This window comes from Phenylobacterium sp. (genome assembly GCF_004299445.1).
In the GTDB taxonomy this organism is placed as follows: domain Bacteria; phylum Pseudomonadota; class Alphaproteobacteria; order Caulobacterales; family Caulobacteraceae; genus Phenylobacterium.
Genome location: NZ_SCTC01000063.1, coordinates 105,219 through 127,351 on the forward strand (window position 1 = coordinate 105,219; position 22,133 = coordinate 127,351).

Sequence of the window (22,133 nt, forward strand, 5' to 3'; positions counted from 1 at the left end):
AGGCGATACGATGAAGCGTAGAATTCTGGTGGGCTGCACGGCGCTGGCCCTGGCGCTTGGCGGCGCGGCTCACGCCCAGCCTGACGATGCGAAGATCAAGGCGCGCGTCGACAAGGTGCTGGCGAAGACTCCTCTGATCGACGGCCACAACGACGTGCCCTGGGGGCTACGCCAGCGCGTGGGAATCAACCCCGGCAAGCTGGACCTGTCGGTCGACACCACCGGCCTCAAGGAAGAGGGCGGTCCCGGCATGATGACCGACATCCCGCGCCTCAAGGCCGGCAAGGTGGGCGGCCAGTTCTGGAGCGTGTTCATCCCGTCCACCTTCGACGGTCCGGTCGCTGTGCAGATGACGCTCGAGCAGATCGACATCGTGAAGGGCCTGGCCCAGCGCTATCCCACGACGTTCGAGATGGCCTACACGGCCGACGACGTGGTGCGCATCCACAAGGCGGGCCGGGTCGCCTCGCTGGTCGGGATCGAAGGCGGCCACCAGATCAACGACAGCCTGCCGGTGCTGCGCCAGATGTACGCCGCCGGCGCGCGCTACATGACGCTGACCCACGCCATCAACACCCGCTGGGCCGACAGCGCCACGGCCAACCCGGCGCACGATGGCCTCACGCCCTTCGGTCGCGCGGTGGTGGGCGAGATGAACCGGCTGGGCATGCTGGTCGACCTCAGCCACGTGTCGGAAGGCACGATGCTGGACGCCCTGGAGGCGGCTCAGGCGCCGGTGATCTTTTCGCATTCGGGCGCCGACGGCGTGGCCGATCACGCCCGCAACGTCTCGGACGCGGTATTGGCCAAGGTGAAGGCCAACCGCGGCGTGGTGATGGTCAACTTCCTGCCGAACTACGTCAGCCGCGCGCGCATGGAGTGGGCGGCCAACCGCTCGGCCGAGCAGGCCCGCTACAACGCCCCGCCCTTCGGCGGCCTATACATCGGCCAGCCCGACCGGGCCAAGGACGCGCTGGCCGCCTGGGACAAGGCCAACCCCAAGCCGCCCGTGACGCTGGCGATGGTGGCCGACCACGTGGATTACCTGGCCAAGGTGTGCGGCGTGGACTGTGTGGGCATCGGCTCGGACTTCGACGGCATCGGCGACACGCCGGTAGGCCTGGAAGGCGTCGACAAGTTCCCCGATCTCCTGGCCGAACTGGCTCGCCGCGGCTGGAGCGACGAGGACCTGGGCAAGGTGGCCGGCGGCAACGTCCTGCGCGTGTTGCGGGAGGCGGAGGCGATCGCAAAGAAGCTGCAGGCTACGACTGCGCCGTCCTACGCGACGCTGGCCGAGCTGGACGGGAAGCGCTGAGCGCGTCGCCTCAGAGCTCGATCTCGACGGCGACGGTCACGACGTCGCCCGTGGCGATCCGTTCGCGCTGACGCACCTCGGCCTTCAGCGGGAGCAGGAAGCCGCCGCTCTTGCTGTCGGGGAAGATCGACGTGCGCCACGTCGTGGCGCCGATGGTCGCGGCCACGCGCAGCGAGCCCCAGCCTCCCGTGCGTGGTCCGCTAAGCCGGCGGATGCCGTGGCAGACCTCGGGCGGCAGGGTGACGAAGCGCCAGGACGCCTTGCCCCCGGTCCAGAGCCAGACTTCGGCCTCGATCTCGTAGCGCATGCCGCGCGTCAGCCGTCGAGCCGCTTACCCTTGGTCTCAGGCAGCAGCAGGAAGCAGACGACCACCGACAGCGCCGTGAAGGCGAACGGGTACCAGAGGCCAGAGTAGAGTTCGCCGGTGGCGGTCACGATGGCGAAGGCGGTGAAGGGTACGAAGCCGCCGACCCACCCGGTGCCGATGTGATAGGGCAGCGACAGCGCCGTATAGCGCACCCGCGTCGGGAACAGCTCCACCAGGCAGGCGGCGATCGGTCCGTAGAGCGCCGTCGCCGCCACCACGAACACCAGCAGCACGCCGAACGCCCCCAGCAGGTTCATCCGCGCGGGGTCGGCCTTCGCCGGGTAGCCGGCCTGGGTCAGCGCCGTCTTGATCCGGGTCTCGACGCTGGTCTTCACCGCCTTGGCGACCTCGGGCGACAGGCCCTCGGCGCTGGTCGATGGGATGGTCTGGCTGCCCACGCGCACCATGGCCGGGCGGCCGGGCACGCCCGCCTCGCTGGCGTAGGAAACCCCGGCGTTGGCCAGGGTCGACTTGGCGATGTCGCACGAAGACAGGAATGCGGCCTTGCCCACGGGATCGAACTGCAGCGAGCAGTCGGCGGGGTCGGCGATCACGATCACCGGGGTCGCGGCGGCCGCTTCGGCCATGGCGGGGTTCAGCGTGCGCGACAGCATGTGGAAGCCGGGGAAATAGGCCGCCAGCATCAGCACCATCCCGAACAGCATCACCGTCTTGCGGCCGATGCGATCCGAGAGCCAGCCGAAGAAGACGTAGAACACCGCGCTGGCCGCGGTGGCCGACAGCATCAGGATGTTGATGGTCTCGGGGCTGACCTTCAGGAACCGCTCCATGAAAGTCTGCACGTAGAAGAAGGCCGTGTACCAGACGGCGCCCTGGGCGAACATCACGCCCACCAGGGCGATCAGCACCAGCTTGAGGTTGGGCCACTCGCCGAAGGCTTCCTTGAAGGGGGCCTGGCTCTGCTTGCCCTCGGCCTTCAGTTTGGCGAACTCGGGGCTCTCGGTGAGCTTCAGGCGCATCCAGATCGAGATCGCCAGCAGCACGCCCGAGAACAGGAACGGGATGCGCCAGCCCCAGGCGTCGAAGGCCTCGTTGCCGACGGCCAGGCGAGTGACCAGGATCACGATCAGCGCCCCGAAAAGGCCGAACGCCGCCGAGGTCTGGATCCAGCTGGTGGCCCTGCCGCGCCCATTGGCCGGGGCGTGCTCGGCGACATAGATCGCCGCGCCGCCATATTCGCCGCCCAGGGCGAAGCCCTGGATGATCCGCATGAGGATCAGCAGGATCGGGCCGATGATGCCGGCCTGGGTGTAGCTGGGCAGCAGGCCGATCGCGACCGTCGCGCCGCCCATCAGCAGCACCGTGGCCAGGAAGGCGCCCTTGCGGCCGGCCTGATCGCCGATGCGGCCGAACACCAGCGCGCCCAGCGGACGGAACAGGAAGCCCGTCCCGAACAGCGCCAGCGCCGCCGCCAGCGCCGCCGTCTCGGGCAGGCCGGTGAAGAAAGTCTTGGAGATGACGCCGGTCAGGCTGCCGAAGACAAAGAAGTCATACCACTCGAAGGTGGTCCCGGCGGACGAAGCGGCCACGACCGTGCGAAGAGACGTGCCCTCCTTCTCCGGCGTGTCCGATGCGGCGACTTCCGCCATGCCCGATATCTCCCCGCTGCTTCTTGTCTCGATGTAGCCGAATTCTCGCGCCGGGCCATTGCCCTTCGAAATGGCCGGCCCTGCGGCGTCGCCTCGCCTGCGGCGTCGCTACTTCGCCCCGACGTAGGCCTTCACCAGGTCGAACAGGTAGTCGCGGCCGGCGTAGAGCGAGCTCACGCGGATGCGCTCGTTCAGGCCGTGGGCGCCGTTGCCGTCGGGGTCGCCGAAGATGCCGGGCACGCCGTAGACGTACATCTTGGCCGGGCCGAAGTAGCGGCCGTCGGTGGCCCCCGACGACATCGACGGGATCACCGGCACGCCCGGGAAGTGCTTGGCCGCGACGGCCTTCATGGGCCCGACGACCTTGGGGTCTAGCGGCGGGTTGATGGCGATGGGCCGCACGGGCGGGATCACCTCGATCTTCACGCCCGGATCTCCGACCACCTTGTTCAAGGTCTCCAGCGTGCCTTCCACCGTCTCGCCGGGGAAGATGCGGCAGTTGATCACCGCCGTCGCCCGCTGGGGCAGGGCGTTGTTGGCGTGTCCGGCGTCCAGGCGCGTGGTCACGCAGTTGGTGTGCAGGATCGAATTCACGTTGACGTCGGTCGCCGCCACCTTCGCCGCCTCGGCGTCGTTGGGATTGGCCAGCAGGGTCTTCAGCGCGGCGCCGACCGCATCAGCCCGCTGGGCGCGCATCTCCAGGCCAAACCGCGTCGTGTCGGTCATCTTCGCCGGGAAGACGTACGCCCTCACCTTCAGCAGCGCCTCGGCCAGCTGGTAGATGGCGTTGTCGGGCCGCGGCCGCGACGAGTGGCCGCCTGGGTTGGTGACGGTGACCAGGTAGCTCTGCGCCGCTTTCTCTCCCACCTGGATCGACAGCGACTCACGCTTGCCGTCGGCGCTGAGCCGCCCGCCGCCGCCCTCGTTAAGCACGAAGTCGGCCGCGATCAGCGGGCCATGATTCTTCACCAGATAGTCGGCGCCGTTGAACGCCTCGGCGGTCTCCTCGCCGCAGGTCAGCGCCATCTTCAGCGTGGCCTTGGGCGGGGTCTTGGCCTGCTTCAGCCGGATCAGGGTGTCGACCCAGATGGCGTCCAGGCCCTTCATGTCGGCCGTGCCGCGGCCGTAGAAGTAGCCGTCCTCCTCGATCAGCGTGAACGGATCGCGGGTCCAGTCCTCACGCCGCGCCTCGACCACGTCGATGTGGCCAAGCAGCAGCACCGCGCCGGCCTTGGGGTCGGACCCCTTCAGCACGGCCACCAGGCTGCCCTCCTTGGGGTTGGACGGCGCGGTGATGTGGTGCAGGTCGGCGTCGGCGAAGCCCGCCGCCTTCAGGCGCGCGCCCATCTTGGCGGCAGCCTCGGTGCAGCTGCCCACGGACAGCGCGGTGTTGGTCTCGACCAACTCCTCGAAGATCTCGCGGAACGCCAGCTGGTCGGGCCGCGGGGCCTGGGCCTGCGCGGTGGTCGCGGCTCCCATCATCAACAGACCGAAAAATCCCGCGGCGACCTTGCGCATGCACTCTCTCCAAACCCGGAAGCGGCGCACTCAAGCACGCGGAATCCGGACACGGAATAGCCCGCGCGATCAGAGACGCAGCAACACGCGACCCTGCTTGCCCCGTGTCTCGAAGCGGTCGAACGCCGCGTCGGCCTCTTCCAGGGGAAAGACGCTGTCGACGACCGGCCGCAGCGCGCCCTCGTCGGCGAGGGCTGCCAGCCGTCCGAGGCGGCGGGGATCTGTCTTCAGCATCATGAGATAGCCCGCCCGCCGGGACGACAGGGCCGCCCGCGCGAAGCCCGCCAGGTCGGCGGTCGGATTACTGGACACGTACATCCCGCGCCGAGACAGGAACGTCTCGGCTTCGCGGAACGAGAGCCGCGCCGGGGTGTCGATAATCAGGTCGTAGGCGTCATCGGGCTGGGTGGCGGGTTCGGTCTCATAGGGCCGCACCGCTGCAGCGCCCTGCGCCAGCACCCAGGCGGCGTTGGCCGCCGAGGCGACTGCGGTCACCTCGCGGCCCTGACGGGCCGCCAACTGCACCGCGTAGGCGCCGAAGCCGCCAGCGGCGCCGATGATCAGGCAGCGCTGGCCGGCGGTCGCCGGGCATATGTGTTCCAGCACCTCGATCGCCGTCAGTCCCATGACGGTGAGCGCCGCGCCGGCTTCGTCGCTGAGCGTGGCCGGGATAGCCAGCAGCGCTCGCTCGTCGATGATGGCGAACTCCGCGTGGCAGCGGGGCCCGTTCAGCACCGGAGAATAGCCGATCACGCGCTGACCGGCGCGTATGCGGCGTCCGTCGGTGCGCGCGATCCCCGCCAGTTCGAACCCGGTCAGGACGGGCCCGTCCTTGCGGAACCGCTTCACCTGGCCGGCCCAGCCGCCCTTGCGCACCTCGACGTCCATCTCGTTGACGCCGGCGACCTTGACCTCGACCAGGATCTGTCCGGGCCTTGGCGTCGGGATCGGCGCCTCGACGATGAACGACGCCTGTCGGGCCGCATCGACCGCCAGCGCGCGCATCGTGCTCATGTGGCGCTCTCGATTTGCACGCCGAAGGTCGTGAGCCGTGTCAGCGCGCGGTCGATGTCGAGCAGGGTCTCGGGGAAGTGCAATCCGGCGGCCGGCGGCGCCGCGCCGTCCAGGCCCAGGACGCGTTCCGCGCCGATCAGCACGCCCAAAGCCGTCAGGTGCGCCTGGCCCGCGGGATCGCTGACGATGGTCTGCTTCGTAGACACCGCGCCGCTCGCGTTGCGGCCGGTGACGTCGATGTAGATGTCGTGAGAGGCCCCGCCGCCCGCCGCCGTTCCTCGCGACTCGCCGGTCCCGAGGTCGAAGCGAACATCCGGCGCTCCGGTCACCGCCGCCAGCGCCGGCGTGTCCAGCACGCTCATCGGCAGGGCGTCGAACGCGGACTGCCCCGGCCGGGCGACTGAGCGTCCGTGCTGGGTCGCGTCAAGGTAGGTCCAGGCCCCGCCCCGCCGGATCTGCGCCTGGCCCACGAAGCCGCCGGCGTCGGCCACGGTCATCGGGCCAATGGGGTCGGCGTAGTCGTATAGGGCGGCCATCTCGACCCGCTCGACCACCGCGAACGTGCGCGCCGTCGCCAGCGCCACCACCGTCGTCACGCCCGCTTGCCAGTGCCCGAGCATCAGCGCCGGCCGTCTCGCCAGCGCCGCCGCGGCGATGGCGGTCGAGGCCATGCTGTCCGGGCCTCGCACGATGCCGATGTGGCCGGCGCCGGCGCGCAGGGCGGTCATCAGTAGATTGTCGCCCGGGTCCTGCAAGGCAGCGATCACCAGGTCGACCGGTCCCGCCTCGGCGAGTCCGGGCGCAGGGTCGTTCACACCAAGGCGGACGGTGCGCGCACCCAACGTCTTGGCCAGCTCGGCGCCGCTTTCGGGATTGCGGCCGCCCAGCACCAGCTCGAGGTCGTGCCCGGCCTCCCGGATCAGGCGGGCGACCGCGCCGCCGACCACGCCCCAGCCGCCGGCGATCAGGATGCGCGGGCTCACAGGGTCACCGCCATGCGGTACTCGGCCGGGAAGCCGTGGTCGCGGGTGAGTTCGGGCGAGCGGATCTCGGCGAGGATCGAGAGGCCGTTGGCCTGGTAGAAGCCCACCGCCGGATTGTCGGCCAGGACGTCCAGCTGCAGTTCGCGGTAGCCCGCCTTCTTCGCCCGCGCGATCGCGGCCGCCAGCAGCGCCTTGCCGACGCCCTTTCCGCGATGTTGCGGGAAGGTCGAGAGCGCATGCAGATAGTAGACATCCTCGGGGACGTGGGCGTTCAGGTAGCTGGCTTTGGCCGCCCGCTGCGTCAGCCCCACCAGCTGGTCATGGGTCACTGCCCCCCGCTCGATCAGGCCGGGCGCCAGCGCCGCCAGGTTGGTCTTGAACGCGTAGAACTTCGGACCTTCGAACCCCAGCTCGATCCCCAGCAGCTCGCCCTCGGCGCCCACCGCCGCGGTCGTGCAGGCGGCGCAGAACAGGGTGTCGGGCGCGGTCCACGAGGCCGTCACCAGCCGCTCCAGGAGGTCGTCGGTCCCAAACTGGTAGCCGTAGCTGACCGGGCCGGTCGCCCGGATCAGACCGGGGATCAGGGGCGCGAACCGCCCGATCTGGAGGGCGTCCGGCGCCCCCAGTTGCATGGTGTCGGCCGACATGGTCATCTCCTCGCGTTCTTACCGTTAGTAAGTTACGATAAGTAACTTACGTATCGTAGGTTTGAAGTCAAGGAGGACCCGTGTCCGGCAAACGGCTGCCGCGTGATGAGCGCAGGCTGCAGCTCCTGGAGACCGCGGCCGCGATCGTTCGCGCCGAGGGCACCGACGCGCTCACCCTGGCCCGCGTGGCCGAGCAGGCGGGAGTGACGAAGCCCATCGCCTACGAGCACTTCGAGACCCGCGCTGGTCTGCTCGTGGCTCTCTATCGCCACTTCGATGCGCGCCAGGGGGATGCCGCCCGCGCGGCGCTGGAGAGCCGTGCGCACACGCTGGAGGACGCCGTGGCGATCCTGGCCGCGGCCTATGTGGACTGCGCCCTCGAGGCTGGCCGCGAGTTCGGCGCCATCACCGCGGCGCTCTCGGCCACCGAGGAGATGGACGACTTCCGCCACGCCCAGCGCGAGGCCTACGCCGATCTCTACCGCAAGGCCCTGAGCCGCTTCACGCCGCTGCCGGCCAAGGGCGGAAAGGCCCTGTTCCTCGGCCTCATCGGAGCTGCCGACACCCTCGCCAACGCCGCCGCCGCCGGTCGGATGTCTCGCAAGGACGCCATCGACGCGCTCGTGCGCATCATGTTGGGCGCGCTCAAGGTCTAGCGCGCCAGCATCAACGCGCCGCCGGCGATCAGGCCGACGCCGGCCCAGTGGCGCAGGCTCAGGTGTTCGCCCAGGAAGGCCACGCCGAAGATCGCCACCAGCACGATGCTGAGCTTGTCCAGCGGGGCCACGCGTGAAGCATCGCCCAGCTGCAGCGCGCGATAGTAGCAGACCCAGGAGGCTCCGGTGGCCACGCCCGAGAGACCCAGGAACAGCCAGGTCCGCGGTCCGATCCCCTCGATCGGCTGGAACTGTCGCGTCGCCGCCAGGAAGGCGGCCAGGACGATCAGGATCACCACGGTTCGGATCAGGGTGGCGAAGTCGCTGTTCACCCCCTCGACCCCCACCTTGCCGAAGATGGCGGTCAGCGCGGCGAACGCCGCGGACAGCAGGGCCCAGGCCTGCCAGGGCAGAGCGGCTTGCATCGGTGATCCTCGCCTCGGAAACGAGGCGTCAGGTTAGGCCGCGGCCGCCTCGGCATCCATCGCTTCGGCGCGGCGGTTCGCGGCGGCGACGATTTCGGTGACCAGCGCGTCCGGCGCGATCGGTTTGCCGACCACCCCGTCCATCCCGGCGTCGAGATAGGACGCACGCTGGTGGGCCAGCACGTTGGCGGTCAGGGCGACGATGGGCGTCGCCGCCGTCATGCCGCCCATGGCGCGGATGCGGCGAGCGGACTCAACGCCGTCGATGCCCGGCATCTGGATGTCCATAAGGATCAGGTCGAAGCCGCCCCGCTGGGCAGCCTCGACGCCGGCGTAGCCATCGTCCGCGGTCTCGACATCGGCCCCGAGATTCTCGAGCAGCTTGGTGGCGATCAGACGGTTGGTGGCGTTGTCCTCGACCACCAGGACCCGGACGCCGTCGAGCACGCTGGCGGCCGCCTGGACCGGTTCGGCCGGCGCTGCGGTCGTCTCGGCGCGCACCTCGATCCAGAACGTCGAGCCGTGACCCTCGACCGACGTGAAGCCCACGTCGCCATGCATCAACTCAGCCAGCCGCCGCGTGATCGCAAGGCCCAGGCCCGAGCCGCCGAACCGCCGCGTCGTGGACGCGTCGGCCTGGTTGAACCGCTCGAACAGCCGCGCCTGCGCCGCCGCCGGAATGCCGACGCCGCTGTCCTCGACCTCGAAGCGCAGCACGCCCGGGGCGGGCTGCAACGTGCGGACCAGGACATGGCCAGTCTCGGTGAACTTCACCGCGTTGCCGATCAGGTTGAACAGCGCCTGACGCAGCCGAACCGGATCGGACGTCACCCAGCCGACGCCCGGGTCGCACTGGACGACGAGCCGCAGATCCTTGGCCCGAGCCTGCGGCTCGAGAAGGCGGACGACGCCCGCCACCAGGGCGCCTGGATCGACCGGCTCGCACGCCATCTCCAGCCGGCCGGCCTCGATCTTCGAGAAGTCGATGACGTCGTTGAGCAGTTCCGAAAGCATGGCGCCGCACGACAGCGCCTCGGACAAGAGAGCACGTCCGTCCTCGGTCAGGTTCTCGGTCTTCAGCAGGTGCAGCACGCCCATCACGCCATTCATCGGCGTGCGGATTTCGTGGCTCATGTTGGCCAGGAAGGCGGCCTTGGCCTCTGCGCCCGCCTCGGCGGCCCGCTGGGCCTCCTTCAACGCCAGCTCCTGGCGCTTGAGAATGTCGCAGTCCTGAACCAGGCCCACGGCCTTAAGCCAGCGGCCGTTCTGGGTGACCTGCAGGTGGTGGAAGACGCGCACCCAGCGCTCGGTCCCGTCAGGCCGGATGATGCGGGCCTCGAAGCTCTCGCCTGACTGCTTGTCGCCCCGGTGCAGCGCCCGGAACGAGGCCCGCACGTGCGGCAGGTCGTCGGGGTGGAAGCCGGGATAGCGAAGGTCGATGGCCTCGTCGTAGTCCGAGTTCTTTTGCCCGGTGATCCGCTCGAATTCGGGCGAGCACCAGAAGGTCTTCCGGACGTGGTCGATCTCATAGACGCCCGCCTCGGCCGCCTCGAGGGCGAGGTTCAGGCGCGCGGCGTTCATCGCGATATCGCGCCGGGCCTTCTTCATCTGCTGCTCACCCTTGCGCGCGGCGTCGCGCGCGGCGGCCAGTTCGGTGATGTCCTCGGACATGCCCTTTAGAAGGTAGACGCCTTCGGACAGGCGCTCGGGCTGCACGGTCACGCGCATCGTCAGCCAGACGTCGCGGGCCCGGATGCGGTGCTCGAACTTCTGAGGCTCGCCCCGCATGACGGCCCGGCTGAGCTGCTTGCGCAGCCGTTCACGATCGCGGGGTTGGATGAACTCGTAGAAGCGCTCGGCGGGCCAGGTCTCCTCTTTGAAACCGAGCAGGTCGCGGATCTCGTCCGACCACCAGATCGAGTTGGCGCGCGGGTCGAACTCCCAGATGCCGAGGCCCGCCGAGGCGCCCAGCAGTTTGCGGGTCTTGCGCGCATTTTCCAGTTCCTGGGCGCGGGCGCGTTCGGCTGCGGCGTCCCGCATGGTCACGATGAAGCAGCCGTCTTCCAGCTTCTGGGTGCGGGCGGCCATCCAGAGCAGGCGACCGTCTTTCGTGCGAATCCTCGCGTCGCGCTCGGCGACGACGCCCGGAACCATCTCCCGCAGCCGGGCCGCCGCCTCTGCGCCGTCATCCGTGACGAAGAAGTCGAGGGCCGGAGCTCCGATGATCTCAGTTTCGGCGTAGCCGGTGAGCCGCGTCCAGGCTGGGTTCACAAGGAGCATGACGCCCTTGGAATCGACCACGTGCATCAGGTCGCTGCTGTGTTCGAACAGCGCCTGGATCATTTCGGCCTTGTCGGCGGCGCGTGTCGCGCTCTTCCGAGTCATCGGCTTCCCCCGCACGCCTCACGTCCAGGTAAGCAGGATTTGAGGCGAGCAAAGGCATAGGTTGTAAGTGTAAATTTTGAGTTGTGCGTCAGAACGGCGCTCGCGAGGCGCGCCGTAGCGCCCCGCGAGCCGAACCGTTGTGACGTCCTAGAACGCGCTTTCGCCCGTGATCGCGCGCCCCAGGATCAGCGCGTGCACGTCATGCGCGCCTTCGTAGGTATTGACGGTCTCGAGGTTCGAGGCGTGGCGCATCACGTGGTACTCGCCCGAAATCCCGTTGCCACCGTGCATGTCGCGCGCGACGCGGGCGATATCCAGCGCCTTGCCGCAGTTGTTGCGCTTCAGCATCGAAATGGCTTCCGGCACCCACGCGCCTTCGTCGATCAGCCGGCCCAGGGCCAGGGCGCCCTCGAAGCCCAGCGCGATCTCGGTGGACATATCGGCCAGCTTCTTCTGCACCAGCTGGCGCGAGGCCAGGGTGCGGCCGAACAGGCTGCGGCTGGACACATAGTCGCGCGACGCGTGCAGGCAGAACTCGGCCGCGCCCATGGCCCCCCAGGCGATGCCGTACCGCGCCTTGTTCAGGCACGAGAACGGCCCCCGAAGGCCCTCCACGCCCGGCAGCATGGCGTCTTCCGGCACGTGGACGTCGGTCAGCGAGATCTCGCCCGTCACCGAGGCGCGCAGGCTGAGCTTGTTGAGGATCTTGGGGGTCTCGAACCCCTTCGTCCCGCGCTCGACCAGGAAGCCCCGGATCTTGCCGTCCAGCTTGGCCCACACCAGCGCCACGTCGCTCACCGGCGAGTTCGTGATCCACATCTTCGCACCGTTCAGCACGTAGCCGTCCGAGACCTTCCTCGCGGTCGTGCGCATCGACGCGGGGTCCGAGCCGCCGTCGGGCTCGGTCAGGCCGAAGCAGCCGATGATCCGGCCGGCGGCCATGCCGGGGAGATACTTGCGCTTCTGCTCTTCCGACCCGAACGCATAGATCGGATACATCACCAGCGAGGACTGCACGCTCATGGCCGAGCGATAGCCGCTGTCGATCGCCTCGATCTCGCGAGCGATCAGGCCGTAGGCCACGTGGTTCACCCCGGCGCAGCCGTATTCTTCCGGGAGCGTCGGGCCCAGGAAGCCCAGTTCGCCCATCTCGGTCATGATCTCGCGGTCGAAGCGCTCCTCGGCGTAGGCCGAGACCACGCGGGGCAGGAGTTTCTCGCGCGAGTACTGGCGGGCGGCGTCCCACACCATGCGCTCCTCCTCCGAGAGGCGCGAAGACATGTCCAGGGGGTCGTCCCAGCGGTAGGTCTTCTGGGGCGCGCCAGCGTCGAGCGGCATGGGGAACTCCTTCAAGATCAGTCGCGCGCGGGCTTACCGGGTTTTCAGGAGCCCGTGTAGACGCCTTTGCGTTTCTCGCGGAACGCGGCCTGGGATTCCTGGACGTCGTTGCGAGCCCGGCGCGAGAATTCCAGGCCCAGCGTCTCGTAGCGCAGCGCCTCGTCGAGGCCGGCATCCTGGTTGTGTTGCAGCACCCGCTTGGACATCCGCAGCGCCAACGGCGGCCAGCCGGCCATTTCCTCGGCATAGGCGACCGCTGCATCGACCAGCTGGTCGGCGGCCACCACACGATTGAGCAGGCCAAGCCTCAGCGCCTCCTCGGCCCCCACCGCGCGGCTGGTGAAGATCATGTCGGCCGCCGCCGCATAGCCCACCACGCGCGGCAGGAAGAACGACAGGCCGCTGTCGGGCGACAGGTTGCGCTCGATGAAGACGCTCTTGAACCGGGCGTGCTCGGAGCCGATCCGCACGTCGCAGGCCAGGGCGGTCGAAAGGCCCGCGCCCGCCGCTACGCCGTTGATGGCTCCGATCACCGGCTTGTCGAAATGGGCCCACATCGACGCCCAGCGGCCGACCCAGCCCATGCCGTCGATGCGCTCGTTCTGGTTCTTCCGCGCGATGCCGCCCTCGGCCATCACAGCGGCGCCGGCCTGCAGATCGGCGCCCGAGCAAAACCCGCGGCCCGCGCCCGTGAGCACCAGGCAGCGCAGATCGTCGTCGGCGTGAGCCGCCTCGAGAACGCCCGTCACCTCGTCGCGCATCGCCTGCGACAGCGCGTTCAGCCGGTCAGGCTTGTTGAGCGTCAGCACGCCCACCTGGCCTCGCCGCTCCCAGAGGATGTGCTCCAACACCTGCGTCCCGTCGGCCATCGCGCGTCCCCCGTCCCGTTGTGTCCGAGACAGTCGCGCCGAACGGGCGACAAGTCGAATCGGGGAAGCGAAGTCAGCGGGGGGCTCGTGGAGAGCCTTCCCCCGAATCGGCGGCCCGGCGGCCGCTCCGTTCAATTCGCCTCAGAAGCTGGCGTTCAACGACACCCGCACCGCGCGGGGAGCGCCCGGCAGGATATTGTTGTCGCCGTGGCTCGTCGGGAAGTAGCGTTTGTCGAACAGGTTCTCGATGTTGACCTGGGCCCGGAGGTTGTCGGTCAGGCGCACATAGGCGGCCGCGTCCGCGCGCGTGAAGCCCGGGAGCGTCACGGCGTTCGAGATCGAGGTGAACATCTTCGTCTGGTGGATCACGCCCAGGCCGACGCCAAAACGGTCGTTCAGGTCGTACTTGTTCCAGAGCGAGAAGGTGTGCTCGGGCACGAGCGCGACCTCGCGCCCAGCCGGCGCCGCCGACGTGGTGCTGGTGATCTCGGCGTTCTGCCAAGCGTAGCCGCCTGCGATCTCCCAGCGTTCCGTGATCCGCCCGCTCAGGCCGGCCTCGAAGCCCTCGGTGCGCTGCGCCCCGGTCAGCACGACCTGGCCCGGTCGGGTGGGGTCAGGCGACGTCGTGTTCTCGCGATCCAGTCGGTAGAGGGCCGCCGTCATCAGCAGGTTCGGCGTCATCTCCCACTTCAGCCCGACCTCGAGGTTCTCGAACTCCTCGGGCTTCAGCGTCTCGCTGGTGGCGTTCAGCGAGGAGAACTGGTCGCCCGAACTGGGCAGATACGAGACGCTGTAGCTCGCGTAGACCGATAGAGGCTCCATCGGCTTGAACACCACGCCGACACGCGGCGACCACATCTCGTCCTTGCGCGAGAAATCCCGGCGGCCCGTGACCGAGGCCCGACGGTCGAAAAAGTCGACGTCGAAGCTGTCGAAACGCAGCCCAGCGATGAGCTGGAGCTGCTCCGTGATCTCAATCTGGTCCTGCACGTAGGCGGCCGCCACCGTGGCCTTCACCCGGTTGTTTGCGTCTGTGCCGCTGTTGGCGAAAACGATCGGAAGACCACGGCGGGTGGGGTCGGCGAACGGTTGCCCGGTCAGCGTGGTGGGCCCGGCAGGCGCGTTGAACCGGCCGGTTCGGCGCTGGTTCGACGTCTTCTGGCGGCCGAGTTCCACACCGGCCAGGACGGTGTGCTTCATGCCGCCGAACTCGGCCTTCCAGACGACGTCCGTCTGGTTGAACAGGTTCTCGCGGGGGCTGCCGTTCTGATAGGCCGAGACGCCATAGGTCGCTGGCGCGCCCGTTGGACCCGCCACGGCGGCGCTGCCTGCGAACACGTTGGCGTAAAACTTGTCGTAGTCGCCGTAGAGCGTGCGATTTCGAAGGGTCAGGGAGTCCGAGACGGCGTACTCGACCCCGAGGTTGACGATATCGACATTGGTGCGCGCATAGCTGCGCTCAGGATCGCCAAAGAAAGCGTCGCGCGGCGCAGGCGAAGGGCGGCCCGCAAAGGACGGGATGCCCCGATCGGTGGTGCGGTCGTCCTCGAAGTGCTCGTACGCCAGGGACGCCGTCAGGCCGGCGTTGTTGCGCCAGGCGATCGACGGGTTCACGCCCCAGCGCTCCAGGTTGACGAAGTCACGGAAGCTCTCCGAACGCTCGTAGAGTCCGACGATGCGACCGGAAACAGTATCGTCCAGGGGCTGTCCGAGATCTGCGGTGACGCGACGATGGCTCCACGAGCCCAGCTCGATCGTGGCCGAGCGTTCGGTCGACCAGTCCGCCTTCTTCATGACGCGGTTGATCACGCCCCCGCCGCCCCCGCGACCGAAGATCATGGCGTTGGGACCCTTGAGCACCTCGACCCGTTCGACGTTGTAGAGGTCGCGGAAGTACTGGACGTCGTCGCGGACGCCGTCGATGTAGAAATCGGCCGTGCTGGCGTTGCCCCGCAGGGTCGGGGCGTCGCGATGGCCCTCACCCTGTCCCATGGTGACCCCGGGGACATAGCGGATGACGTCGGCCATTGTCTGCATGGCCTGGTCGCGGATCAGTTCGTCTGTGATCACGGTGACGGCCTGGGGCACATCGCGAAGCGGTGTGTCGGTCTTGGTGGCCGTTGCGGTGGTCTTGGCCTGATAGGTGTCATCACGCCGACCAATGACAGTGACGCCGCTTATCTCGCCTGCCGCCTCGGCAGCTGCCTCAGCGGCCGCGTCATCGGCCCGGGCGTCGTGGCTGGCGAGGGCCAGGAGGAGCGGGCCGAGCGCGATGGCGGCGAAGTATGGACGGGCAGACACGTTTAATCTCTGAACTGCGACTGAAAGTGAGAAGCGTTCTTAGAATTCTCGCGTTGCCTTGGCAATGATAATTGCTCGCAACTAGCCTTGCCCGTGCTGCATCGCCCGGCGACGGGCTCGCCGACGCAGCCACATGACGATGCCCGTGATCCCGAGCAGGGCCGGCGCGAGGCCCGCGACGAAAATCACGGCCTGCCAGACGATCCCCATCTCGTTGCCGTCATGGATTCTACGCATGAGCGGCGAGATCTCGTCGGTCCTGGCGCGCGGTCCGCGGCTGGCCTCGCGGTCGCCGCGTCCGGCCGTCACCTGGCCGGTGGCGTCCACGACCTGCACGATCCTGGGCCGCTCCTGCCCGGCGACCTTCAGGCCAACTCGCCATGTGGGCTCCTTGCCCCGGGTAGGCACGTTGACTTCAGCTACGGCGGCGTCCGGCTGGGTCGCCTGGGCCGTGGCCACAGCCTGCTGCAACGTCAGCTGAGTCTGCGGCAGCGGCGGGGCGAAGCGGCCCGGCGCATTGCGCGGCGGCGGTTGGGGTAGGCCGAACAGAGCCCGGCTGGTCTGCGGGAACGAGATGTAGACGCCCGTCAGCGACAGCACGGCCAGTGGGATGCAGACCCAGATGCCGACCATGTGGTGCAGGTTGAACAGGGTCGACGCCCCGCGATTCCAGCGCAGGCCCTTGAGGAACCCGCCGTGGCGGGGCCACCACAGCCAAAGTCCCGTCGCGCAGGAGGCGAACATCGCCCAGCCCAGCCAGCCCACGACCTTGCGGCCCACCTCGGGAATCATGAGCGAGCCATGCACCCGGTGCAGGATCATGGTCGGTTCCCGAGCCACCTCTGCGGTGTCCAACACCTTGGCCGTCGGAGGGTCGATCCAGGCGTTCAGCGTGCGCGGGCGACCGCCGGGGCCCGGCTCCCCGGGGATGCGGCCGACCGCCACCACCGGGTCCCCGGCCTCCTGCGGCAGGCGCACCTGGGTCAGCCGGGCGCGGTCGCCGAACGCGGCTTGCGCGGCCCGCGCATAGTCATCGACCGGTCGTGAAGCCGATGGCCCGGATGTTGCGTACCTATGGGCATAGAGGGTGCGATCGATCGGATCGTGCCAGACCAGGAGTGACCCGGTGACGCTCAACGGTATCAGCGCGATCAGGAGCCCCGCGCCGATCCAGAGGTGCACGTCGAGCCAGAGCCGGCGGAGCCTCGTGAGCAGGGTCATGGCAGGGGGTCGCTCCAAGCGCGGCCACGTCGCCGCACTTCCTGCTAATGCGAACCATTCGCGAAAACAAGCGCCGACCTTGGGGAAACCGGTCTTCGCGACGTCCGTTGACTATCCGGTAACCGGCGCAATCCAGCCTCAGCTCACGAACATGGACATCCTCAAGCCCTACCTGCTCCTGGCCTGTGTGGCCTTCACCATCGGGTTCGTGGGCTATTGGGCGTTGGGCCGGGCGCTGGCGCCGGCCTACGATACCGTTCAGGACAGCTACAACGCCCCGCAGGCTCCCATCGCGACCTCGGCCCCTGAGCCGGCGCTGGCTGATGGCAAGCACATCTAGCGCCGAGGCCGCCCGCGGCTGTGTGGCGCGATCCTGACGGGCCTTCGGCAGGCCTAGCCGCCGCGCGCCACGAACCAGCCGTTCCGGAAGCCGTCCTGCGCCTTGCCGTACACGAAGGGCTTACCTTCCGGAGTCAGCACCGTTCCCCCGGCCGCCTCCAGCACGGCGTGGCCGGCGCAGACGTCCCACTCCATCGTGGGCCCGTGTCGGGGATAGATGTCGCAGCCGCCCTCGGCGATTCGACAGAACTTGATCGACGAGTCCATCGGCTCGGGGACCTCGAAGCCGTACTCGGCCATCAGCTTCTGCTTGGTCTCATCCTTCATGGTGTGGCTGACCAGGGCGATGGCGCCGCTCTTGGGCCAGGGCCGTACGTGGACCGGCGCCGCCGGGCCGCCCTTGGTTCGCTTCATCGTCTTGCCGCCGCTGGTGAACCAGGTCTCGCCTGTGGGCGGCGCGCAGACGGCGCCGGCGACCGGCCGCCCGTTCTCGACCAGGCCGATGTTGACGGTCCAGTTCGGGTCGCCGCGGACAAAGGCCTTGGTGCCATCCACGGGGTCCACCAGGAAGAAGCGCGGGCCGATGGCGTCGGGCGTCCCGAATTCGCTGGCGTGCTCTTCCGAGATCACAGGCACGCCGGGGAAAAGGCGCGCCAGATGCTCCAGGATCAGTTTCTCGCCACGCTGATCGGCGACGGTCACCGGGCTTTCGTCGGCCTTCGTCAGCACTTCCAGGCCCGAGCGCCACAGCGGGAGGACCAGTTCGGCGGCGATCTCGCAGATGTCGGCCAGCGTCGCGCCGATGTCGTTGTCGTTGCTCAATTCACCCTCGCGGATCGTCACCCACGAACACCAGGCTCACGACGCTGACGTCGATCGTCTGCTTGCCCGCACTCTCGAAGTTCACGGTGACCTTCCGTCCCGCCACCGACTGCACCTGGCCCAGGCCCCATTCGGCAGCGGTGGGGTGACGCACCAGGACGCCCGGCTCCAGGAACGGATCCCACAACTCCATGGGGCCTCTTTAGAGAGACGTCCCCAGGGGGCAAAGCCGTTTCGAAGGCGCAAAGCCGATTCCACTTTGGCGGGATGTGCTCTAGTCATTCCCGGCATGACTGAGACCGCCACGGCCGCGCCCGTCCGTCCCGCCGAGATCGCCGCCTATCTGGCCGCGCGCATGTGTCACGACTTCATCAGCCCCGCGAGCGCGATCTCATCGGGCCTCGACCTGCTGGACGACCCCTCCGCGCAGGACATGCGCGAGGAGGCGATGGGCCTGATCACGTCTTCGGCGCGCAAGCTCGCCGATCTGCTGTCGTTCTGCCGCGTCGCCTTCGGCGCTTCGGCCTCGGCCGAGACCTTCGACGTGCGCGACCTGGAGAAACTGTCGCGAGGCGTGTTCGAACACATGCGGGCCTCCCTGGAATGGGCCGTCGACGCACCCGCCGTGAACAAGCCCGCCGCCCGCGCCCTGCTCAACCTGGCGCAGATGGCCGGGGCGGCCCTGCCCACCGGCGGCGTGGCCAAGGTGCGCGCCGTGGACGAAGGGGGCTCGATCGCGATCGCCATCGAGGCCGCCGGCCCCCGGGCCCGGCTGCGCCCCGAGGTCCTCGCCGGCCTGCAGGGGCTGCCACTAGGCGAAGGCCTGCACGGCCACTGGGTCCAGGCGTACTACACGTACCTCTTCATCACCGACGCCGGCGGTCGCGTCTTCGCCGACGTGCAGGAAGAGAAGGTCGTGTTCGCCGCGACGATCCCGGCATAGCCCGAGGCGCGCATGCGGCCGCGGAACGCGAGATGATTTTGACGCCCGACGCCTGACGCCTAAGCTCTGCCGATGTTGCGTCTTCTCAAGTCCGTGGCGGCCGCTGTCGCCGGCCTCGTCCTCATCGCCGGGGCCGTCGAGGCGCGGCCATTCACCGCCCGCGACCTGGCGATGCTGGACCGGGTCAGCGATCCGCAGCTGTCGCCGGACGGCCGCTATCTCGCCTACACCGTGCGCGCCACCGACTGGGCCAACAACCGGGGCCTGTCCACACTGTGGCTGCTGGACCGCCGCAGCCCAAGCCTGCCGCGAGTCCTGGCGGTGTCGGAAAAGATCGCGAGTTCGCCGCGCTGGTCGTCGGATGGCCGCAGCCTCTACTTTCTTTCAGCGCGAACGGGACTGCAGCAGGTCTGGCGCACCGACCCCGACGGCGCGATCGCGATCCAGGTGACCAACCTGCCAATCCACGTCACCAGCTATCGGTTCTCGCCCGACGGCCGCTCGCTGGTGGTGGCCGCCCACGCCGATCCCAGCTGCGACACGCTGGCCTGCAGCAAGCAGAAGGCCGACGCGCGGCGCACCAGCCCGGTCTCGGCCCAGGTCTACGACAAGCTGCCGATGTTCATCTGGGACGACTGGCAGGACGCGGAGAGGGCCCAGCTGTTCGCCTTTCGGCTTGACGACGCCGGCGCCGCCTCGGGCGAGCCCGTTCGACTGCTGAAGGGCCTGGACGCCGAGGCGCCGGACAAGCCGTTCGGTGACGACAGCGACTATGCGGTGTCGAACGACCGGGTGTTCTTCTCGGCCCTCGAGCCCGGCGCCTCGTGGGGCGTTTCGGCGCACTATAAGCTCTATGCCGCCCCTCTGGACGGCGCGTCGCCGCCAGTCGCGCTGGAGCCCCTGGACCCGGCCTCGGCCACCAAGCCCACCCTGTCGCCCGACGGCGCACGCCTCGCCTACCTGCGGCGCAAGGCAGCGCGCGAGGACCAGCGGCCGGAGATCCTGGTGCGCGACCTGGCGACCGGTGCGCAGGTCGATGTTTCGGGGGGATTCGACCGCTCGGCCGAGGCCATCCGCTGGAGCGGCGATGGACGCAGGTTGTACGCCACCATGGCCGACACCGGCCGGACCCGCCTGTTCGCCATCGATGTCGCAGCGCGGCGCGTCACCCCGCTGACCCGCAACGGAACGGTGACCGCCTTCTCGGCCGCCGCCGATCGTCTCGTGGCCGTGCGCGACAGCCTGGCGGGACCGGGGCAACTGTACGAGGTGGGCCGCAGCGGGGCCGAGACCATGCTGGCCCGACACAACGTCGCCTCGATGCGCGACTTCGAACTCTCGCCAGCCGAGCAGTTCTCCTTCAAGGGCTGGAACGACGAGACGGTCTACGGCTGGGTGCTGCCGCCACAAGGCTACCAGCCGGGCCGGAAGTACCCTGTCGCCTTCCTGATCCACGGTGGCCCGCACGGCAGCTTCGGCGATGCCTGGAGCTATCGCTGGAACCCGCAGATCTGGACCGGCATGGGCTACGCGGTTGTCATGATCGATTTCCATGGGTCGGCTGGCTACGGCGAGGCTTTCGCCCAATCGATCGTCGGCCATTGGGGCGACCGGCCGCTGGAGGACCTGCAGAAGGGTTGGGCAGCAGCGTTGGCCCGCTACGCCTATCTCGACGGCGACAAGGCCTGCGCCCTGGGCGGCAGCTACGGCGGCTACATGGTGGCCTGGATCGCGGGAGCGTGGAACACGCCGTGGAAGTGCCTAGTGAACCACGACGGCATCGTCGAGACGCGCACCATGGCCCTGACCACCGACATTCCCAGCTTCTCGGAGTACGAGACCGGGGGGCCGGTCTGGGAGGCGGGTGAGGCGTACGAGCGCTTCAATCCGCTCAACAAGCTGGCGGACTGGAAGGTCCCCATGCTGGTGATCCATGGCGGCCGCGACTATCGCGTACCCTTGTCACAGGGCGTGGCGGCCTTCACGGCGGCGCAGCGCAAGGGCGTGCCGTCCCGGATGGTCTACTATCCCGACGAGAATCACTGGGTCCTCAAGCCGCAGAACTCGGTGGAATGGTACCGGCAGGTCGAGGCCTGGATGCGCCGTTGGGTCGACGAACCCGCGCCGAAGTGAGCGTCCAGTCGTAAACCCTCGTTATGTTGGTCGGGCGTTAACCACCGGGGCGCGAGAGATAGCTCGTCAGAGCCCGGAGCGCCCGTGAAGACCTGCCTCGTCGTCGATGACAGCCGCGTGATCCGCAAGGTCTCGCGCCGCATCCTCGAGGACCTCGGCTTCGAGGTCGCCGAGGCGGCGGACGGCGTCGAGGCGATGGCATGGTGCACGGCGGTCATGCCAGACGTCATCCTTCTGGACTGGCAGATGCCGGTGATGGACGGGCTTCAGTTCGTGAAGCGGTTGCGGAGCGAGCCGGGCGGAGATCGCCCCAAGGTCGTCTTCTGCACCGTCGAAAACAGCCTCGAGCGCATCAGCGAGGCGCTGAACGCCGGCGCCGACGAATACATCATGAAACCGTTCGACGGCTCCATCGTGGCTGGCAAGCTGGAGTATCTGGGGCTCTGCGCATGATCGAACCGGTCGACCGCGAGTTCCTGAGCGCCCTCTGTCTGGCACGGGCGGGCCTCCGGCTCGACGCCGACAAGTCGTACCTGATCGAGAGCCGCCTCGGGCCGGTCGCTCGGCGCGAAGGCTATGTGTCGCCCGAGGCCTTTATCGGGGCTCTGCGCGAAGGCGCGGATGAGCGGCTGACGTGGGCCGCGGTGGAGGCGATGGCTCTGCCCGAGTCCGAATTCTTCCGCGACCGCGCCGTCTTCCATCATGTGGTCGAGGTCATGTTGCCGGCGATGGTGAAGGCGCGTCGCGACCAGCCGGTCCGCGTCTGGTGCAACGCGTGCGGAACGGGGCAGGAGGTCTATTCTCTGGCCATGCTTCTGGCCGATGCGCCGGGGCTCGCCGGCCAGGTCGAGCTCTATGCCTCCGACCTGTCCGAGCGCTGCCTTGAGAAGGCGCAGGCCGGCATCTACTCGCAGTTCGAAGTCCAGCGCGGCCTGCCGGCCCGGATGCTCGTCCGCCACTTCGAAAAGCGCGGTGAATCCTTCCAGCTGTCGCCCCGGATCCGCCAGATGCTGCGCTGGCGGCGCGTGAACCTGATGGACGACCTGAGCCCTTTCGGCCAGTTCGATCTGGTGCTGTGCCGCAGTCTTCTGGGTCAGCTGGCGCCTGACGCGTTGGCGCATGTTCAGGGTCAGCTTAAGCGCGCGCTGACGCCCGGGGGCCGGCTGGTGTTGGGCCTCAAGGACCCTACCGGCGATCTGGCCCCCGTCGCCGCCGCGCCCGGTGTCTTCGCCCTCGCCGCGTAAAGA

At 68.6% G+C, this 22,133-nt stretch carries 21 protein-coding genes; 7 read left to right on the forward strand and 14 right to left on the reverse strand.

Annotated features, from left to right (window positions below; translation table 11 throughout):
• Window positions 1–10 precede the first annotated feature (10 nt).
• On the forward strand, window positions 11–1,315 hold the full coding sequence (locus EPN98_RS17200) for a dipeptidase (protein ID WP_293364137.1): 1,305 nt from the start codon (window positions 11–13) through the stop codon (window positions 1,313–1,315).
• Between the two features lie 10 nt (window positions 1,316–1,325).
• Here the strand turns inward: EPN98_RS17200 and EPN98_RS17205 are convergent, their stop codons facing one another.
• The 6 genes from EPN98_RS17205 to EPN98_RS17230 form a co-directional block, all read right to left on the reverse strand.
• Window positions 1,326–1,622, reverse strand: coding sequence for a DUF1905 domain-containing protein (locus EPN98_RS17205; protein WP_293364138.1), 297 nt, complete (start codon window positions 1,620–1,622; stop codon window positions 1,326–1,328).
• Window positions 1,623–1,630: 8 nt separating this feature from the next.
• A complete protein-coding gene (locus tag EPN98_RS17210) occupies window positions 1,631–3,292 on the reverse strand; it encodes an MFS transporter (protein ID WP_293364139.1) in 1,662 nt (553 codons plus the stop codon).
• A gap of 108 nt (window positions 3,293–3,400) precedes the next feature.
• Window positions 3,401–4,810 (reverse strand): M20/M25/M40 family metallo-hydrolase, encoded by a 1,410-nt coding sequence (locus tag EPN98_RS17215; protein ID WP_293364140.1) that lies wholly within the window; start codon window positions 4,808–4,810, stop codon window positions 3,401–3,403.
• 69 nt (window positions 4,811–4,879) lie between these two features.
• Window positions 4,880–5,824 (reverse strand): NAD(P)-dependent alcohol dehydrogenase, encoded by a 945-nt coding sequence (locus tag EPN98_RS17220; protein WP_293364141.1) that lies wholly within the window; start codon window positions 5,822–5,824, stop codon window positions 4,880–4,882.
• Window positions 5,821–6,807, reverse strand: coding sequence for a hypothetical protein (locus EPN98_RS17225; RefSeq protein WP_293364142.1), 987 nt, complete (start codon window positions 6,805–6,807; stop codon window positions 5,821–5,823). Before EPN98_RS17225 ends, EPN98_RS17220 begins: the two co-directional genes overlap by 4 nt.
• Window positions 6,804–7,454 carry a GNAT family N-acetyltransferase gene (locus EPN98_RS17230; RefSeq protein WP_293364143.1) on the reverse strand — a complete coding sequence of 217 codons (651 nt, stop codon included), beginning with the start codon at window positions 7,452–7,454 and terminating at the stop codon, window positions 6,804–6,806. Before EPN98_RS17230 ends, EPN98_RS17225 begins: the two co-directional genes overlap by 4 nt.
• 80 nt (window positions 7,455–7,534) lie before the next feature.
• Here EPN98_RS17230 and EPN98_RS17235 point away from each other — a divergent pair, with 80 nt between their 5' ends.
• Window positions 7,535–8,110 (forward strand): TetR/AcrR family transcriptional regulator, encoded by a 576-nt coding sequence (locus tag EPN98_RS17235; RefSeq protein WP_293364144.1) that lies wholly within the window; start codon window positions 7,535–7,537, stop codon window positions 8,108–8,110.
• On the opposite strand, the gene EPN98_RS17240 is transcribed toward EPN98_RS17235, so the two are convergent.
• The 6 genes from EPN98_RS17240 to EPN98_RS17265 all read right to left on the reverse strand — a co-directional run bounded on the left by EPN98_RS17240 (window position 8,107) and on the right by EPN98_RS17265 (window position 16,649).
• On the reverse strand, window positions 8,107–8,535 hold the full coding sequence (locus tag EPN98_RS17240) for an EamA family transporter (protein WP_293364145.1): 429 nt from the start codon (window positions 8,533–8,535) through the stop codon (window positions 8,107–8,109). The genes EPN98_RS17235 and EPN98_RS17240 overlap by 4 nt on opposite strands.
• Before the next feature lie 33 nt (window positions 8,536–8,568).
• Window positions 8,569–10,920 (reverse strand): PAS domain S-box protein, encoded by a 2,352-nt coding sequence (locus EPN98_RS17245; RefSeq protein ID WP_293364146.1) that lies wholly within the window; start codon window positions 10,918–10,920, stop codon window positions 8,569–8,571.
• 147 nt (window positions 10,921–11,067) lie between these two features.
• Window positions 11,068–12,258 (reverse strand): acyl-CoA dehydrogenase, encoded by a 1,191-nt coding sequence (locus EPN98_RS17250; protein ID WP_293364147.1) that lies wholly within the window; start codon window positions 12,256–12,258, stop codon window positions 11,068–11,070.
• Between the two features lie 44 nt (window positions 12,259–12,302).
• Window positions 12,303–13,127: an enoyl-CoA hydratase-related protein gene (locus tag EPN98_RS17255; RefSeq protein ID WP_293364148.1), complete on the reverse strand. Its 825-nt coding sequence runs from the start codon at window positions 13,125–13,127 to the stop codon at window positions 12,303–12,305.
• Between the two features lie 141 nt (window positions 13,128–13,268).
• Window positions 13,269–15,428 carry a TonB-dependent siderophore receptor gene (locus EPN98_RS17260; protein ID WP_293364149.1) on the reverse strand — a complete coding sequence of 720 codons (2,160 nt, stop codon included), beginning with the start codon at window positions 15,426–15,428 and terminating at the stop codon, window positions 13,269–13,271.
• 81 nt (window positions 15,429–15,509) lie between these two features.
• Window positions 15,510–16,649, reverse strand: a complete 1,140-nt coding sequence (locus EPN98_RS17265) for a PepSY-associated TM helix domain-containing protein (RefSeq protein ID WP_293364150.1) — start codon at window positions 16,647–16,649, stop codon at window positions 15,510–15,512.
• Between the two features lie 151 nt (window positions 16,650–16,800).
• Between EPN98_RS17265 and EPN98_RS17270 the strand changes: the two genes are divergently transcribed.
• Window positions 16,801–16,989, forward strand: a complete 189-nt coding sequence (locus EPN98_RS17270; protein ID WP_293364151.1) for a hypothetical protein — start codon at window positions 16,801–16,803, stop codon at window positions 16,987–16,989.
• A gap of 53 nt (window positions 16,990–17,042) precedes the next feature.
• Here EPN98_RS17270 and cysQ read toward each other — a convergent pair whose 3' ends face one another.
• The gene (gene cysQ, locus EPN98_RS17275; RefSeq protein WP_293364152.1) at window positions 17,043–17,810 is read right to left on the reverse strand and encodes a 3'(2'),5'-bisphosphate nucleotidase CysQ; all 768 of its coding nucleotides are present in this window, start codon (window positions 17,808–17,810) and stop codon (window positions 17,043–17,045) included.
• Window position 17,811: 1 nt separating this feature from the next.
• Window positions 17,812–17,997, reverse strand: a complete 186-nt coding sequence (locus tag EPN98_RS17280) for a DUF3553 domain-containing protein (RefSeq protein WP_293364198.1) — start codon at window positions 17,995–17,997, stop codon at window positions 17,812–17,814.
• A 102-nt stretch (window positions 17,998–18,099) separates the two neighbouring features.
• On the opposite strand from EPN98_RS17280, the gene chpT reads away from it, so the two are divergent.
• From chpT to EPN98_RS17300, 4 genes are all read left to right on the forward strand, one after another.
• Window positions 18,100–18,753 carry a histidine phosphotransferase ChpT gene (gene chpT, locus EPN98_RS17285; RefSeq protein WP_293364153.1) on the forward strand — a complete coding sequence of 218 codons (654 nt, stop codon included), beginning with the start codon at window positions 18,100–18,102 and terminating at the stop codon, window positions 18,751–18,753.
• A gap of 72 nt (window positions 18,754–18,825) precedes the next feature.
• Window positions 18,826–20,886 carry a S9 family peptidase gene (locus EPN98_RS17290; RefSeq protein WP_293364154.1) on the forward strand — a complete coding sequence of 687 codons (2,061 nt, stop codon included), beginning with the start codon at window positions 18,826–18,828 and terminating at the stop codon, window positions 20,884–20,886.
• 84 nt (window positions 20,887–20,970) lie between these two features.
• Window positions 20,971–21,339, forward strand: coding sequence for a response regulator (locus EPN98_RS17295; RefSeq protein WP_293364155.1), 369 nt, complete (start codon window positions 20,971–20,973; stop codon window positions 21,337–21,339).
• On the forward strand, window positions 21,336–22,130 hold the full coding sequence (locus EPN98_RS17300; RefSeq protein WP_293364156.1) for a protein-glutamate O-methyltransferase CheR: 795 nt from the start codon (window positions 21,336–21,338) through the stop codon (window positions 22,128–22,130). The genes EPN98_RS17295 and EPN98_RS17300 overlap by 4 nt, the downstream gene beginning before the upstream one ends.
• Window positions 22,131–22,133 lie beyond the last annotated feature (3 nt).

Excerpts from the sequence above, each read along its gene's own strand:
- EPN98_RS17210 (WP_293364139.1), bottom strand. The coding sequence starts at position 3,292 with ATGGCGGAAGTCGCCGCATCGGACACGCCGGAGAAGGAGGGCACGTCT.
- EPN98_RS17250 (WP_293364147.1), bottom strand. The coding sequence starts at position 12,258 with ATGCCGCTCGACGCTGGCGCGCCCCAGAAGACCTACCGCTGGGACGAC.
- EPN98_RS17205 (WP_293364138.1), bottom strand. The coding sequence starts at position 1,622 with ATGCGCTACGAGATCGAGGCCGAAGTCTGGCTCTGGACCGGGGGCAAG.
- EPN98_RS17290 (WP_293364154.1), top strand. The coding sequence starts at position 18,826 with ATGTTGCGTCTTCTCAAGTCCGTGGCGGCCGCTGTCGCCGGCCTCGTC.
- EPN98_RS17200 (WP_293364137.1), top strand. The coding sequence starts at position 11 with ATGAAGCGTAGAATTCTGGTGGGCTGCACGGCGCTGGCCCTGGCGCTT.
- EPN98_RS17270 (WP_293364151.1), top strand. The coding sequence starts at position 16,801 with ATGGACATCCTCAAGCCCTACCTGCTCCTGGCCTGTGTGGCCTTCACC.
- EPN98_RS17215 (WP_293364140.1), bottom strand. The coding sequence starts at position 4,810 with ATGCGCAAGGTCGCCGCGGGATTTTTCGGTCTGTTGATGATGGGAGCC.
- EPN98_RS17230 (WP_293364143.1), bottom strand. The coding sequence starts at position 7,454 with ATGTCGGCCGACACCATGCAACTGGGGGCGCCGGACGCCCTCCAGATC.
- EPN98_RS17300 (WP_293364156.1), top strand. The coding sequence starts at position 21,336 with ATGATCGAACCGGTCGACCGCGAGTTCCTGAGCGCCCTCTGTCTGGCA.
- EPN98_RS17265 (WP_293364150.1), bottom strand. The coding sequence starts at position 16,649 with ATGACCCTGCTCACGAGGCTCCGCCGGCTCTGGCTCGACGTGCACCTC.
- EPN98_RS17220 (WP_293364141.1), bottom strand. The coding sequence starts at position 5,824 with ATGAGCACGATGCGCGCGCTGGCGGTCGATGCGGCCCGACAGGCGTCG.
- EPN98_RS17245 (WP_293364146.1), bottom strand. The coding sequence starts at position 10,920 with ATGACTCGGAAGAGCGCGACACGCGCCGCCGACAAGGCCGAAATGATC.
- chpT (WP_293364153.1), top strand. The coding sequence starts at position 18,100 with ATGACTGAGACCGCCACGGCCGCGCCCGTCCGTCCCGCCGAGATCGCC.
- EPN98_RS17240 (WP_293364145.1), bottom strand. The coding sequence starts at position 8,535 with ATGCAAGCCGCTCTGCCCTGGCAGGCCTGGGCCCTGCTGTCCGCGGCG.
- EPN98_RS17255 (WP_293364148.1), bottom strand. The coding sequence starts at position 13,127 with ATGGCCGACGGGACGCAGGTGTTGGAGCACATCCTCTGGGAGCGGCGA.